The sequence below is a fragment of the Acidithiobacillus ferrooxidans ATCC 23270 genome, assembly GCF_000021485.1.
GTDB classification, from domain to species: Bacteria; Pseudomonadota; Gammaproteobacteria; order Acidithiobacillales; family Acidithiobacillaceae; genus Acidithiobacillus; species Acidithiobacillus ferrooxidans.
Genome location: NC_011761.1, coordinates 2735201 through 2748861, shown reverse-complemented (window position 1 = coordinate 2748861; position 13661 = coordinate 2735201). Strand labels below are relative to the sequence as shown.

At 58.7% G+C, this 13661-nt stretch carries 13 protein-coding genes; 2 read left to right on the top strand and 11 right to left on the bottom strand.

The window, feature by feature from the left end:
- Complete coding sequence (locus tag AFE_RS14020) at positions 1–1275, top strand: dihydroorotase (RefSeq protein WP_012537571.1); 1275 nt, start codon at positions 1–3, stop codon at positions 1273–1275.
- A gap of 122 nt (positions 1276–1397) precedes the next feature.
- Here AFE_RS14020 and AFE_RS14015 read toward each other — a convergent pair whose 3' ends face one another.
- Positions 1398–4022, bottom strand: coding sequence for a bifunctional diguanylate cyclase/phosphodiesterase (locus AFE_RS14015; protein ID WP_012537570.1), 2625 nt, complete (start codon positions 4020–4022; stop codon positions 1398–1400).
- Here AFE_RS14015 and AFE_RS16280 point away from each other — a divergent pair.
- On the top strand, positions 4004–4210 hold the full coding sequence (locus AFE_RS16280; RefSeq protein WP_146235848.1) for a hypothetical protein: 207 nt from the start codon (positions 4004–4006) through the stop codon (positions 4208–4210). The two genes, AFE_RS14015 and AFE_RS16280, sit on opposite strands and share 19 nt — an antisense overlap.
- An 89-nt stretch (positions 4211–4299) precedes the next feature.
- Here the strand turns inward: AFE_RS16280 and AFE_RS14010 are convergent, their stop codons facing one another.
- From AFE_RS14010 to hisA, 10 genes are all read right to left on the bottom strand, one after another.
- Complete coding sequence (locus tag AFE_RS14010) at positions 4300–6618, bottom strand: nitric oxide reductase activation protein NorD (protein ID WP_009566932.1); 2319 nt, start codon at positions 6616–6618, stop codon at positions 4300–4302.
- Positions 6619–6669: 51 nt separating this feature from the next.
- Positions 6670–7473 (bottom strand): CbbQ/NirQ/NorQ/GpvN family protein, encoded by an 804-nt coding sequence (locus AFE_RS14005; RefSeq protein WP_009566930.1) that lies wholly within the window; start codon positions 7471–7473, stop codon positions 6670–6672.
- A 155-nt stretch (positions 7474–7628) separates the two neighbouring features.
- Entirely contained in the window at positions 7629–7985 is a 357-nt protein-coding gene (locus tag AFE_RS14000; RefSeq protein ID WP_009566929.1) for a ribulose bisphosphate carboxylase small subunit, read from the bottom strand.
- A 30-nt stretch (positions 7986–8015) separates the two neighbouring features.
- On the bottom strand, positions 8016–9437 hold the full coding sequence (locus AFE_RS13995) for a form I ribulose bisphosphate carboxylase large subunit (protein WP_009566926.1): 1422 nt from the start codon (positions 9435–9437) through the stop codon (positions 8016–8018).
- 295 nt (positions 9438–9732) lie between these two features.
- Entirely contained in the window at positions 9733–10539 is an 807-nt protein-coding gene (gene tatC, locus AFE_RS13990; RefSeq protein ID WP_009566924.1) for a twin-arginine translocase subunit TatC, read from the bottom strand.
- 138 nt (positions 10540–10677) lie between these two features.
- Positions 10678–11046 (bottom strand): Sec-independent protein translocase protein TatB, encoded by a 369-nt coding sequence (gene tatB, locus AFE_RS13985; RefSeq protein WP_009566923.1) that lies wholly within the window; start codon positions 11044–11046, stop codon positions 10678–10680.
- A 6-nt stretch (positions 11047–11052) separates the two neighbouring features.
- On the bottom strand, positions 11053–11271 hold the full coding sequence (gene tatA / locus AFE_RS13980; RefSeq protein WP_009566921.1) for a Sec-independent protein translocase subunit TatA: 219 nt from the start codon (positions 11269–11271) through the stop codon (positions 11053–11055).
- Positions 11272–11350: 79 nt separating this feature from the next.
- On the bottom strand, positions 11351–12043 hold the full coding sequence (gene hisIE / locus AFE_RS13975; protein WP_012537569.1) for a bifunctional phosphoribosyl-AMP cyclohydrolase/phosphoribosyl-ATP diphosphatase HisIE: 693 nt from the start codon (positions 12041–12043) through the stop codon (positions 11351–11353).
- An 86-nt stretch (positions 12044–12129) separates the two neighbouring features.
- Positions 12130–12945: an imidazole glycerol phosphate synthase subunit HisF gene (hisF, locus tag AFE_RS13970; protein ID WP_201763901.1), complete on the bottom strand. Its 816-nt coding sequence runs from the start codon at positions 12943–12945 to the stop codon at positions 12130–12132.
- Positions 12896–13624: a 1-(5-phosphoribosyl)-5-[(5-phosphoribosylamino)methylideneamino]imidazole-4-carboxamide isomerase gene (gene hisA / locus AFE_RS13965; protein WP_012537567.1), complete on the bottom strand. Its 729-nt coding sequence runs from the start codon at positions 13622–13624 to the stop codon at positions 12896–12898. Before hisA ends, hisF begins: the two co-directional genes overlap by 50 nt.
- Positions 13625–13661: the final 37 nt, after the last annotated feature.

Sequence of the window (13661 nt, the reverse complement as noted above, 5' to 3'; positions counted from 1 at the left end):
ATGCACAGAATCATCCGCAATATTCGGGTCATGGACCCGGGCGACGGCTTTGATGCGGTTACCGATCTGGCCATCGCCGACGGCCGAATTGTCGCGCGGGGGCCGCTGCCCGCGGACTTTCAGGCCGAAGAAGCGTTGGACGGTACGGGCCTGATCGCCTGCCCCGGATTTGTCGAGACTTCTTTTCAGGGACACACGCCTGGTCATGGTCGGGATGGCGACCTGGCCAGCGAATTGCGTGCGGCGGTGGCGGGAGGCGTGACGCAGGTTCTACTGCGCCCGGATACCCTGCCTGTCGCTGATACGCCTGCCGTTTTGCAGGAGCAGCGTGCGGTAGCTGAGCGCCTGGCGTTGGCCAGGGTACATCTGGCTGGCGCCCTTACTACCCAGCTTCAGGGTGTGGCGCTGACGGAAATGGCGGGCCTGGTGGAATCGGGCGCCATCGTCTTCAGCCAGGCGAAGAAGTCTGTAGCCAGTGCGGCTTTGTTGCGGCTGGCGCTGAGTTACGCGGCGGATTTGGGCCAGCCCGTTCTGCTCCATGGCGAAGAACCGGAACTGGCGGCTCATGGCGTGATGCACGAAGGCCGCCTGAGTATTCGCCTGGGCCTGATTGGGCGCCCGGCGGCGGCGGAGCAGATCGGCGTCCAGCGTGATATCGCCATTGCGGCGCTCAGTGGCTGCCCCATCCATTTTCCGCATCTCAGTACTGCTGCGGCGGTTGCCGAAGTGGCTGCCGCCCGGCAACGGGGCGAGCCGGTGACCTGCGGGGTGAGTATCCACCACCTGCTGCTCACCGAACAGGACGTCGGATTTTTCAACCTGCATGCCAAGATCCTGCCGCCTCTGCGCACTGCCGCAGATCGTGATGCCTTGCGCCGCGCCCTGGCTGCGGGCGCGATAACCGCCATCAGTAGTGATCACTGCCCCTGGGGGGTGGACCGCGAAGGCAAGACCTTTATCCAGGCGCCATTCGGCATCGCTGCGGTGGAATGGCTCCTGCCCCTGGCGCTGCGACTGGTAGATGAAGGAGTGGTGAACTTGATGACAATCCTGCGCCTGCTCAGTATCGGCCCGGCCCAGGCGCTTGGTTTGACTCCGCCATCCCTGGCGGTCGGTGCCGCCGCCGACCTCTGTATTTTCGACCCGGAGCCCCGTTTCGTGGTGGAGCCAACGCAGGGGTGGAGCCGGGGCCGGAATCTTCCGTATGGGCAATGGGAGTTGCGCGGGCAGGTGCGCTACACCCTGGTGGCAGGGCGGGTAATTTTTCGCGGTTGAGGGGGCTGGCGCCCCATGGGTGTTGCGATATTTTGGGGAAGTCTCTGCACGAGAGGCGAAATTGCGGGCGGACATCGGGTCCGTCGGCCATGTGTGTATCACGCCGTCATGGCACCGGTTTGCTAAACCGGGACGGAAGATAGACCACTGCCTGGTGATCGACAGGTCTTTGCTTTCTGGAAAGCTTCCAGCAAGCCATCCTCAAATGCCTTTTGCACCTGCCGAACTTGCTCCCAGCCTTCCGCGACCGGAGCCTTTAACAACGATGCGATGGCACCATGGACCTCCCAATGAAGCCCAAATAAGGGAGAGTCTTCAGCGAGACCCAGGCGCTGCATATGGTGATGCATGTCGCAACGGGCGGCATCCGCCAATTCATCGCTATTGATCAGGCTCGGATTGCTGAGGATCATTTTTTTCAAGGTTCCCTGGTCGCAGATCTGTTTGGCATAAAGTCCGAACAAGCTGGTCGGATGCTGTCGATGATAGGACGGACGTTGGGCTAGAAATTCCCGTAACTGCGCCATGGGCATGGGTCTGGCGACACCATAGCCTTGCAGTAATTTAATGTCCATGACCGAGACTGCATCCGCAATGTCATCTGTTTCGACCCCTTCCACCACCAGATCCACTCCCAGGCCGATGGCCAAATCCCGAATGGAAGCAAGAAAATACAAATCCTGGGGCCGATCCTCCAGGGAGCGGATAAATCCCTGATCCAGCTTGATTTCATCAATGGGCAAGTCCTTGAGGCGGAGCAGTGAGGAATACGCACTGCCCACATCATCCAGAGCGAGGCGAACGCCCAGTTCTTTGACGCCGTGAAGAACGGACAACGCGGCGTTATGCTCCAGGAAGTTGCTGCTCTCCAGGATCTCCAGCGTGATCCGGGAAGGTGCGATATCGCTGGCTCCGATAACGCCTGCCATGCATGGAACGAAGTGGTCATCGAAGGACTCCGGGGCTACGTTCACGGACACCCAGAGCGAGCATCCCAAGGTATCCAGCTCGGCCAGATCCGCCAGCGCCTGGGTAAGCACCATCCTGCTGAGATAGGTGGTGTCCTCGACAGTGATCAAAGGCAGAAACTCCGCCGGATAGAGTATCTGCCCATCCTTGTCCCGCAGCCGCGCCAAAGCCTCCACACCCACGATCTTGTGGGAGCGATTGTCGAGTATGGGCTGGTAATGGACCAGCAATCCACCTTCCCGCAACCGTGTCTGGATGACGTTCTGCCGCACTGGTACCGAATCTCCGAAGAGGGTCCAGTAATGCACGCGATCCGCCTTGTGGTTTTTGCTCTCGTAAAGTGCTTGATCGGCATAGCGGAGCAGCGCATCGGGATTGTGGGAATCGCCGAAAGGATAGAGGCATATGCCGGCGCTGAGATCGATCTCCGCCCTGCTCTTGTCGGGGAGTTCGATGGGTTGCCGGATCATTTCCCCGATCTTCCTCATGACCACTTCGATCTCCTCCAGGGCGGTGCAGTTCTCCAGGAGCAGAACGAACTCATCGCCACCCAGGCGGGCCACGAAGTCCGTGCCGCGCAATCCTTTCCGTAAACGCTGGCCGATGGTCCGCAACACCATATCCCCGGCTTCGTGGCCACAGGTGTCGTTGACTGGTTTGAAGCCGTCGAGATCGATCATGACGACGCTCAAAAGGTGTTCATGACGATCAGCGCGGGCCATGGCCTTGCCCAGTTCTGTATCCAGAGCGCGGCGATTGGGCAGGCCGGTGAGTGGGTCGGAAAGCGACAACTGCGTGAGTTCATCCATGAGCCGATGGCGCTCCGTCACATCCACATGAGTCCAGAGGATACGTTGCACACCATCCGATCCGTCCAGGCGCTGGCCTGAAATATCCGTGAAAACCATTTGTCCATCCAGGCGGCGATAGGGCACATCCCTGCGTGTTGCGTAGCCTTCGCTGAGAACCTCCAGGGCAAACTGGCCAACCTGCTCACCGACTTCCTCATGGTGAATGATCCCCCATACGGGATGTCCGATCAGCTCATCCGCGGAAGACGCGCCGAGGATTGTCAGCATCCGCGTGTTGACTCGCTCGACAATCTGTTCCGGAAAACGCACGACGCTGATGCCGGATGCCTGGTCGTTCAGCAGCACTTCGTTGAAAGCGTTTGATTCCCGCTCCTTTCGCCGGATGTCCAAACGATCCAGGCCGTAACTGACGTTTTTGGCCAGATCCGTCATTATTCTCCGGAAGTCGGCATCGAAGACGTTTTTCTTGCCGTGATAGACCATCAAGATGGCCCACAGCGTGTTGCCCCGATAAATCGGCAGCGATGCGCTTGCCCCGAACCCAAAGGCTTTGGCGCGTTGCGCCCAGAGGTTCATGCGGACATTTTTGGGGAGCGAGGCATTGTAAACCGGTTTTTGATCGCGCCAGGACTGGCCTGCGGAGCCTTGTCCCTCGGGAAGTTCCGCGGATGTGGATATGCGGATACCTTCCAGGTAGCGCACCGCCCCGGCGGCGGCGAGGTTTTGGAAGATGCCATCACTATCGGGCCGGCCAATCCACGCCAGCCGCAGATGGGTGTGCCGGACGGCCAATTCGCAGAGGGATCGCAGCAGATCCGTTTCGTTTTCCGTATAGGCGATGACTTCATTGGCGCCGGAAAGAAGCACGCTGAAATCGGTGATCCGCTGCAAGCGCCCGATACTGTTCCGCAGGGTGGCCTGCGTTGCCGCCCTGCGGGAGGGGTGCCATGAAGAATATCCCTTCATTGAGGCTGAGGAATTTTTCTTTGGAGGCCTCCGGCCGCCTTGAAATGGACACTGCGCTTGGCGGATATCTGGACTCTTTCACCGTCGGTTTTTGTCATGATTTCCTCTATGGATTATGGCAATGGGGATGGCAGAAAAAGGCAACCCCTGCGGAGAGGCCATCCGGTTTGAGGCCGATGATTTCTTGAGTAGGGATGTTATTTGTGCCGTGAGGGTACGTCAATGCCGGATGCCCCGCGCCAGGGCCATGATCGCCGTTGTATATAGGGTAGGCAGCTTATCGGGTCAGCCCAGCGTATAATATAGGCAGGCGCTCCGGCAGGCGCTCGACATGGTCGATTACCTGATAGTTCCGCGCCCCGAAAATCCGCGATACGTATTCATCGGCATGAGGATCCAGGCTGAGGCAATAGGTGATCACGCCATCTCTTCCCAGGTCTTCCACGGCCCGCCTGGCATCGTGGCGCAAATACTGAGGATCCCGCACGTCGATGTCCGCCGGTTCACCATCGGTAATCACCAGGAGCAGTTTTCTGCTTTGCCGCTGGTGGCGCAGATGATGCCCGGCGTGTCTTAGTGCCGCACCCATGCGCGTCGAGAATTTGCCCGTCATGCCGGCAATGCGCCCCATGGCCTCCTCGCTGTAGGCCTCGTCAAAATCCTTGAAGCGATAATAGGCCACATCATGACGACCATCGGAATGGAAACCGTGAATCGCAAAAGGATCACCAATCCGGTTCATGGCATCGGCCAGCAGGGAGGTGGCGTCGCGGGTGAGTTGCAGAATGCTGTCTTCCGAACCGCGAACCTTGTCGTTGGTCGACTCGGACAAATCCATCAATACCAGCACACCCAGGTCGCGCACCTTGCGCAAGCTACGCATGTGGATACGGGTATCCGGCGCCAGACCCATTCGGATATCCACCAGCGCACGCACCGCCGCCTCCACATCGATTTCGTCGCCGTCCTCCTGCTTGCGCAACCGTTGCACACCCTGAGGCTGCAAGGCTTCTATCAGGTATCTGAGGCGGCTGGAGACCGGCTTGTATTTCTCAAGCACTTCCCGCACCACCCTGGCGTCGCCCAGACGGGGGCGACGCTCCAGCACCGTCGCCCAGAGCGGACGACTGGCCTGAATCTGGTAATCCCATTCCGGGTAATGAAAGGGATCGGAGACTGGCTCTTTGCCTTCCATCTGGTTATAGCTCAGTCCCATATCTTCATAGGGGAACAACTCTGATTGCAGTACCCAGACTTCCTGCGCATCATCCCCGGCCAGCTCGGTATCCACCTCATTGACCATTTCCATGACGTTTACGTACTTGCGCACCTGGGCACCGGGCAGGATGGTCGTTTCATGCTCCCAGTCGATTTCCTCAAACTCCCAGATGTAACGGTTGTCGTCGCGGTAGAGGATGTCGGGAATGTCGGTGCGAGCGTGGTAACTGACTCTCTGATTTCGAAGACGGTCCGCAAGGTGTACCCCCAAATCCCAGGAAAGTTGCGGATCGTCCCAGCGGGCTTCGGCCTCCATGAATACCCTTCGGCCTTCCTGTACCCAGGCATTGTCATCCACATAGTCGGGATCGATGATGGCCCGTGCCAGACGGGAGAACAGATGTCCCATGCTGGCCACTGGCCCCGCCACCGCCGTATGAAAAGGCAGCCAGATGGCGCGGATGCCGGGAAAGGCCCGCATCGCCAAGGCTTCCACCCGGGCATCTTCAAACAGACCGATCACGGCCATTTGCTCCGGTGTGAGGGCTTCGGCGGAAATCGCCTTCCGCATATAGGCGACGTGGGCTGCGGCGTGGACCGCCACGGCGCGATAGCGGGTCATCCCATCGATATCTTCCCAGTCGTCGTAGGCATCGGGAAGGTGGATGAAAATCCCTTCGATATAAGGCCGATACCCTTCGCGATCTTCAAAGTCACCGCTGGTGGGGCGCAGGAAAAAATCCCGCCCCCAGAGCGCACGCAGATACATCCGCAGGCGTCGCTGAATATCCACAAATAACGTGCCCTTGCGCTCCTGTTGCAGCATGGCCAGGGCTTCCGGACTTTTCAGGGAAAAGTAGGCTATTTGCGCTTCGAAGTCCGTACGATGGGCGTGTGCGCCCCAGAGTGCCCAGCGGCGCAAGCCGCCCAGCGTCAAATAGCCGAAAAGCTGGTCGATATTTTCCAGCATGGGCCGCAGCGCGCGGGGCACTTGCGCGAGCAGGCGGTCCAGCATGCCGAGATAGCTTTTGAAGAGCTCCGGATCGGCCAGGCGGTTGGCGGCTGTCGGACTGGTGGACACCACCGCCTCCAGTACCGCACCGCTGGTTTTGGACGCCATTTTCATGACGGCACCCACCAGTTCCCAGACGGCATCCTCTCCCACTTCCCGGGCGATGTGGGGGGCGGCATCCAGATAACTGCTCACCAAGCCATCGCCCTTGCCCAGAGATCGCAACCCCATGGCACCGTCCAGGTACTGATCCAGGCCTGACGGACTGAAGACCCGGGTGGCCTCCTGCCATTTGCTCTGCAGGATGGCCTGGCTTCCCTCGCCAAAAGCCTGCAGCAGTTCTGCGTAATCTTCGAGATGTTTCATACGTCCTCCGTGATCGTTAGATCCTCTGTACGGCAAGGCGAACGGGAGAACTCAGAAGTACGTGGTGACTGCGGCGTCCAGAGCGTCACGCATATCGGGATCATCGGTGATCGGACGTACCAGGGTCACCCGGCAGGCGGCCTTCGCCTCAACACCCTTGTTGATCAAGGAACCTGCGTAGACCAGCATACGGGTGGAAATGCCTTCATCCAGACCATGGCCCTTCAGATTACGGGCGCGCTCGGCGATGGACACCAGCTTGTCGGCGACTTCCTTGTTGACCCCGGTTTCGTGAGAGACAATTTCTGCCTCGATTTCGTGATCGGGGTAGTTGAAATCCAGGGCCCCGAAACGCTGCTTGGTGGACTGCTTCAGATCCTTCATGAGGCTCTGATAGCCTGGGTTGTAAGAAATCACCAACTGGAAATCGGGATGGGCTTGCACCAGTTCGCCCTTCTTCTCCAGGGGCAGTACCCGGCGGTTGTCGGTCAGCGGATGGATAACCACCGTGGTATCCTGACGGGCTTCCACCACCTCATCCAGATAGCAGATGGCGCCCAGACGCGCGGCCAGGGTCAATGGGCCATCCTGCCAGCGGGTGCCCTGGGGGTCGAGCAGGAAACGTCCGACCAGGTCAGAGGCCGTCATGTCTTCATTGCATGCTACCGTAATCAACGGTTTGCCCAGTTTGTAGGCCATATACTCTACGAAGCGGGTCTTGCCACAGCCGGTGGGACCTTTGAGCATCATCGGCATGCGCACGCTGTAAGCGGCTTCGTAAAGTTCTGTTTCATCGCCGGTGGCACGGTAGTAAGGTGCTTTCTTGATGCGGTATTCAGTCAACTGGTCGTTCATGGAATGCTGCTCCTCGGGAAAACGTTCCTGGACAGGGAAACACGGCACTTGACGGGAACATTTCGGGCGAAAACGGCCCTGCACAACATCAGAAATGCTCTCGACAAGCGCCGCACCGGCTCAGCGCAAAAAGGCTGGGCGGTACGGCACGGGACTTATACGGTCTTGCCCCGATAGACTACCAGGGAAGTACCCTGGGACTGCTTGAAGTTATCATAGCCGACGATACGGACGTGGTTATGGGGATTCGCCTTATGGCAGGCTTCCGCTTCTTTCAGAATGGTGTCCACGTCCGTTTCGCCGAACATGGGCAACTTCCACATATACCAGTAGTTGCCGAAGGCGTTTTCCGGTTCGGTATGTTCTACCGCCGGATTCCAGCCCTTGGAAACAATATACGCAACCTGTTGACGGATCTGCTCCGCGGTCAGGGCGGGCAGGTAAGACAGTGTCTCGAACTTCCGGCTCGCCGGGTCGGAGAGACGGGATTTGTAATCCTGTACTTCACTCATAAAGGACTCCTGGGCAGGTGATAAACGTGCTTATTTATGGGCAACGTCCAGCTTGTCGACCGTATCGAATTCGAACTTGATCTCTTTCCACGTTTCCATGGCAATCTTGAGTTCGGGGGAGTGCTTGGCCGCCTCAGTGAGAACAGCCTTGCCTTCCTTCTCGATGGCCACACCGCGGTTGCGGGCTTCCACACAGGCTTCCAGCGCGACGCGGTTGGCCGCAGCACCTGCGGCATTGCCCCAGGGATGACCGAGGGTGCCGCCACCGAACTGCAACACCGAGTCATCACCAAAGATGGTGACCAGCGCCGGCATGTGCCAAACGTGGATACCACCGGAAGCGACCGGCATCACACCCGGCATGGAGCCCCAGTCCTGGTCGAAGAAGATGCCTCGGCTGCGATCTTCCTTGATGAATCTATCACGCATGATGTCGATCCAGCCCAGGGTCGCCTCACGGTCGCCTTCGAGCTTGCCGACCACGGTACCCGAGTGCAGGTGATCGCCGCCGGACAGACGGAGAATCTTGGTCAGCACACGGAAGTGGATGCCGTGGTGAGGGTTGCGGTCCAGCACCGCATGCATGGCGCGGTGAATGTGCAGGAGCATGCCGTTGTCGCGGCACCAGTTGGCCAGACCCGTGTTGGCGCAGAAGCCGCCGGTGATGTAATCGTGCATGATGATGGGTGCGCCGATTTCCTTGGCGTACTCCGCACGCTTGTACATTTCCTCCGGAGTCGGGGCGGTAACGTTCAGGTAGTGCCCCTTACGCTCTCCGGTCTCGGCCTCGGCCTTCTGGATGGCCTCCATGACGAAGTCGAAACGCTGCCTCCAGCGCATGAAAGGCTGGCTATTGACGTTTTCGTCATCTTTAGTGAAGTCGAGTCCACCACGCAGACCTTCATAGCAGGCGCGACCATAGTTCTTGGCCGACAAACCCAGCTTGGGTTTGATGGTGCAGCCCAGCAATGGGCGACCATACTTGTTCATGATGTCGCGTTCGACCTGAATCCCGTGGGGTGGCCCACCGCAGGTCTTGACGTAGGCGATGGGGAAACGGACGTCTTCCAGGCGCAGGGCACGTACCGCCTTGAAGCCGAAGACGTTACCAACCAGCGAGGTGAAGACGTTGACCACGGAACCTTCTTCGAAGAGATCGATGGGGTAGGCAATGAACGCATAGAAACAGGTATCATCGCCCGGAACGTCTTCAATCCTGTATGCGCGCCCCTTGTAGTAGTCAAGGTCGGTGAGAAGGTCCGTCCACACCGTGGTCCAGGTGCCGGTAGAGGATTCGGCGGCAACCGCAGCAGCGGCCTCCTCACGATCCACGCCCGCCTGGGGAGTAATCTTGAACACGGCAAGGATATCGGTATCCTTGACGCTGTAATCCGGTTCCCAATAGGTGTTCCGGTAATCCTTCACACCCGCGTTATAGGTCTTGACGGCCATATGCCACCTCCATGCAGTTGCCCGACGCCGGTGCCCCCGGCGCAATCGCTGCGTCTGCAGCGATGATCGAACTATAGTGCGGGTGAATCATAAGCGCTAATAAGTAGTTATTATTTTTTCAATAACGTATCACTGATGTGATGGTGGTTTGTGACTACGCGTCTGATGTTCGGTGGTTGGCGGTGCTTGCCGCCGTCGTACGGCGGCGGGGCGTGGGCTCCGCAAGGACGAGTCGGATTGACCCAATAAACAGGCCTGCTATGTCATGGTATGGTTGGCATCCATTTCAGCTTGCTCAGCTTCGTGATGTATCACTATCCTTCTCGTCAATGCTGTGGGATGACGGAGCAATATCATTATCCCCGGTGTCTTCTTCCGCAGGCCGAGGCCCGGGCAATCTTGCGGCGAAAAATAATCCGAGTTCAAAAAGCATATACATGGGGATGAGGAGCATGACCATGGATAACACGTCGGGAGGACTGAGCAATGCAGAGGCGATGGCGCAAATCAGGAAGGCATAGCGGCGACCGTGCTGCAGTGTGGCCACCTGCAGCACCCCGACGCGTACCAGTACAATAATGAGAATGGGGATCTGGAAGGCCAGACCGAAGGCCAGGGAGAACTTGACGATGAGCGAGAGGTAACTATCCACTTTGGGCATGGCGGTGATATCACCGCCAGAAAAGCTCACGAAAAACCGGAAGGCATTGGGAAATACGATAAAGTACGCAAAGAGCATGCCGCCGATGAACAGAAAAATGGAGGCAAAGATCAGCGGAAAAAAGGCCTTGCGCTCATGCTCATAGAGGCCGGGCGCTATGAAGGCCCAGAATTGATAGAGCACGACAGGTAGCGCCAGAATAAATCCGGACAACAAAGAAAGCTGCACGTAGGTCAAAAATACTTCGGGTAAACTGGTATAAATTAAATGACTGCCCTTTGGTAATATATCAATAAGCGGGGCCGCGAGAATGTTATAAATCGTTTTGGAGAAAGGATAGGAGATCAGAAAGCCAACAAAAATAGCGATCACTGCAAATAACACGCGGCGGCGCAACTCCAGCAAATGGCCGATAAAGGTGTTTTCCGCCAATTTGTCCATGCTCAAAAATATCCTTGGGCAGTGTCGAGGCGCGCGAATCTGGTGGGTGGCAAGCGGCAAAGCCTCTGGATGCGCAAGCCGTGGTGCGCATCCATAATGATGACGAACCTCGGTGGGAGCATCAGGTGGGCATCGGAATCAATGTACGCGGTCTTCCGGTCCCGGCAGGTCTGCGTGTTGCGTTGCCGGCATGATATCGAGTTCACCCTGCTGGTGAGCGTCCTTCATTTCGGGCTTCTCACCGGTTGTTTTCGGGGTGTCTGAAGCGGTGATGTCGGCAGGCAGCAACTCCTCGTGGGCATAGTCACGCAGTTTGTTGGCTTCCTGGCGCAGATCATCCAGCAACAACTGCTGCTCAACCTCGGAGCGCAGACTCGTCATGGTACGCCGCATGGCGCCGTACCACTTCCCCGCGGTGCGCGCGATTTGGGGCATTTTCTCCGGCCCGACCACGAGCAGCGCGATGATTCCGAGCAGCGCGAGTTCGCCAAAGCTGAAGTCGAACATAAGCGATCAGCGGTTGACGGTTTCGTGTTCTTTGCTGGGCTGGACCTCGGCATCAATAGTGCGGCCGATGCTTTCCTTCTTTTCCTCCTCCTCCTTGACGGCGGACCGGAAGCTCTTGATGGCGGAACCGAGGTCGGAACCCACGTTGCGCAGCTTCGTGGTACCAAACAGGGCAACCACGATGAGCAGAATGATGATCAAATGCCAGATACTAAAAGCGCCCATGACAGCTCTCCTTCCCCCGCAGGGGTTACGCGCTACGACTCACTTTGGACCATAAGAAAATAAAGTGGTTGCGTCAAGCTTATAGACGCCTTGCCGCTTTTTCTTCCAGGCCGGACATTCCTTCACGTCGCGCCAGTTCTCCGAGGACGTCATCAATGTGTAAATCCCTTTCCTCCAGGGCTACCATCAAATGGAATACGAGGTCCGCCGCCTCTGCAACGATATGCTTCGACTCATGATTCTTGCAAGCGATGACAAATTCGGTAGCTTCCTCCCCGACTTTTTTCAGGATCCGGTCCTGACCGCCGTGGAGCAGTTGCGCCACATAGGATTGGCCGGGATCAGCCGTTCGCCGATTGTGCAGGGTGACCTGCAGGCTGTCGAGGATGCTGCCAGGAGGCGGGGCCTGATGCTGCCAGCCCTGCTCGCCGGGTTGGCCGAGGAAGAAGCAGGTTTGCTCCCCGGTATGGCAGGCAGGACCTTCCTGAATGACTCGCAGGAGGAGTGTATCGCCATCGCAGTCCAGGCGCAGATCCACCAGATGTTGAATATGGCCGGAGGTCTCGCCTTTACGCCAGAGTGCCTGCCGGGAGCGCGACCAGTAGGTGCCAAGGCCGTCACGGAGTGTCGCCAGCAATGCGTCGGCGTTCATCCAGGCCAGCATGAGCACCCTGCCGCTGCGGGCATCCTGGGCGATGGCAGGCACCAGGCCGTCTGCATTCCAGCGCACGGCGGCGAGTATGGCGGCGTGCTGCGCTTCCGGTTCGCTCATGATGGTCAGAAACCCCTCGTTGATGTCCTTCTACTCAAATAATACGAATAATACCCAGGTTGCACCCGACAGATGGACTGCGTGCTTTAGCGGGTTGTGCGCACCGGAATCCCCGCGGCAGCCATCCGTGCCTTGACCTCGGAGATGCGAAACTGGCCGAAGTGGAAGACGCTGGCGGCCAACACCGCATCAGCACGCCCCTGCTGGATGCCTTCGACAAAGTGCCGGATCTCTCCCACCCCACCGGAGGCGATCACGGGTACTGGTACGGCGTCGCTGATGGCGCGGGTGAGGGCGAGGTCGAAACCGATGCCCGTTCCGTCGCGGTCCATGCTGGTGAGCAAGATTTCGCCGGCACCATATGCCGCCATACGCTGCGCCCAGGCCACCGCGTCCAGACCGGTACCGCGCCGGCCGCCATGGGTGAAGACCTCCCAGTGATCCTCTACCCGCTTGGCGTCGATGGCGACGACGATGCAGGAGTTGCCGAAACGCCGGGCGGCGGCGCGTACCAGTTCCGGGTCATTCACGGCGGCGCTGTTGATGCTGACCTTGTCGGCACCGGCGAGGAGCAGGGTGCGGATATCTTCGACGCAACGCACGCCACCACCTACGGTCAGTGGGATAAAGACCTGCGCCGCCACGGCGGACACCATATCGGCCAGGGTGCCGCGCTCTTCATAACTGGCGGAGATGTCCAGAAAGGTGATTTCGTCGGCACCCTCGTCGTTGTAGCGTTTGGCGACTTCCACCGGATCACCGGCATCGCGCAGGGCGACGAACTGAACGCCTTTCACCACGCGCCCATGGTCGATATCGAGGCAGGGTATGACGCGACTGGCGAGCACCTGCTCAGGCCTCGGCCTGGGCGCGGGCCTGAGAAAAGTCCAGGGTCCCTTCATAAATGGCGCGCCCGGTAATGGCGCCGGTGATACCGTCACTCTCATGGGCCTTGAGCGCCAGTACCTGTTCCAGATTGGCAATACCGCCCGAGGCGATGACCGGCACGGGCACCGCCTGAGCCAGCGCAACCGTCGCAGAAATATTGGGGCCGCTGAGCATGCCGTCGCGGCTGATGTCGGTGTAGATGATGGCTTCTATGCCGTCGGCGGCGAAGCGTTGTGCGAGATCGATGGGGTCGTGACGGGATAGCTTGGACCAGCCTTCAGTAGCCACTTTGCCGTCACGGGCGTCGATACCCACCATGATATGGCCAGGAAAACTTACGGTGGCATCGGCGACGAAACCGGGGGCCTTGACCGCCTGGGTGCCGATGATCACGTAGCGAACCCCGGCCTGGATATAGGTTTCGATCTGTTCTTCGCTGCGGATACCACCGCCGACCTGAATTTCAAGGTCAGGGAAACCCGCACAGATGGCGGCTATGGCGTGCGCATTGACCGGTTCTCCTTGGACAGCGCCGTCGAGATCGACGATGTGCAGCCGTTTGGCGCCCGCCTCTACCCAGCGCTGTGCCGTGGCGACCGGATCATCCGAGAATACCGTGTCGTCCTCCATCCGGCCTTGCCGTAAACGCACACAGTTCCCGCCCTTGAGGTCGATGGCCGGAATCAACAGCATGACAGCTTCCTCCACAAAGAGATATTCCAGAAAACGG

Excerpts from the sequence above, each read along its gene's own strand:
- tatB (WP_009566923.1), bottom strand. The coding sequence starts at position 11,046 with ATGTTCGACTTCAGCTTTGGCGAACTCGCGCTGCTCGGAATCATCGCG.
- AFE_RS14000 (WP_009566929.1), bottom strand. The coding sequence starts at position 7,985 with ATGAGTGAAGTACAGGATTACAAATCCCGTCTCTCCGACCCGGCGAGC.
- AFE_RS14005 (WP_009566930.1), bottom strand. The coding sequence starts at position 7,473 with ATGAACGACCAGTTGACTGAATACCGCATCAAGAAAGCACCTTACTAC.
- hisIE (WP_012537569.1), bottom strand. The coding sequence starts at position 12,043 with ATGAGCGAACCGGAAGCGCAGCACGCCGCCATACTCGCCGCCGTGCGC.
- hisA (WP_012537567.1), bottom strand. The coding sequence starts at position 13,624 with ATGCTGTTGATTCCGGCCATCGACCTCAAGGGCGGGAACTGTGTGCGT.
- AFE_RS14010 (WP_009566932.1), bottom strand. The coding sequence starts at position 6,618 with ATGAAACATCTCGAAGATTACGCAGAACTGCTGCAGGCTTTTGGCGAG.
- hisF (WP_201763901.1), bottom strand. The coding sequence starts at position 12,945 with ATGAAGGGACCCTGGACTTTTCTCAGGCCCGCGCCCAGGCCGAGGCCT.
- AFE_RS16280 (WP_146235848.1), top strand. The coding sequence starts at position 4,004 with ATGAAGAATATCCCTTCATTGAGGCTGAGGAATTTTTCTTTGGAGGCC.
- tatA (WP_009566921.1), bottom strand. The coding sequence starts at position 11,271 with ATGGGCGCTTTTAGTATCTGGCATTTGATCATCATTCTGCTCATCGTG.
- tatC (WP_009566924.1), bottom strand. The coding sequence starts at position 10,539 with ATGGACAAATTGGCGGAAAACACCTTTATCGGCCATTTGCTGGAGTTG.
- AFE_RS14015 (WP_012537570.1), bottom strand. The coding sequence starts at position 4,022 with ATGAAGGGATATTCTTCATGGCACCCCTCCCGCAGGGCGGCAACGCAG.
- AFE_RS14020 (WP_012537571.1), top strand. The coding sequence starts at position 1 with ATGCACAGAATCATCCGCAATATTCGGGTCATGGACCCGGGCGACGGC.
- AFE_RS13995 (WP_009566926.1), bottom strand. The coding sequence starts at position 9,437 with ATGGCCGTCAAGACCTATAACGCGGGTGTGAAGGATTACCGGAACACC.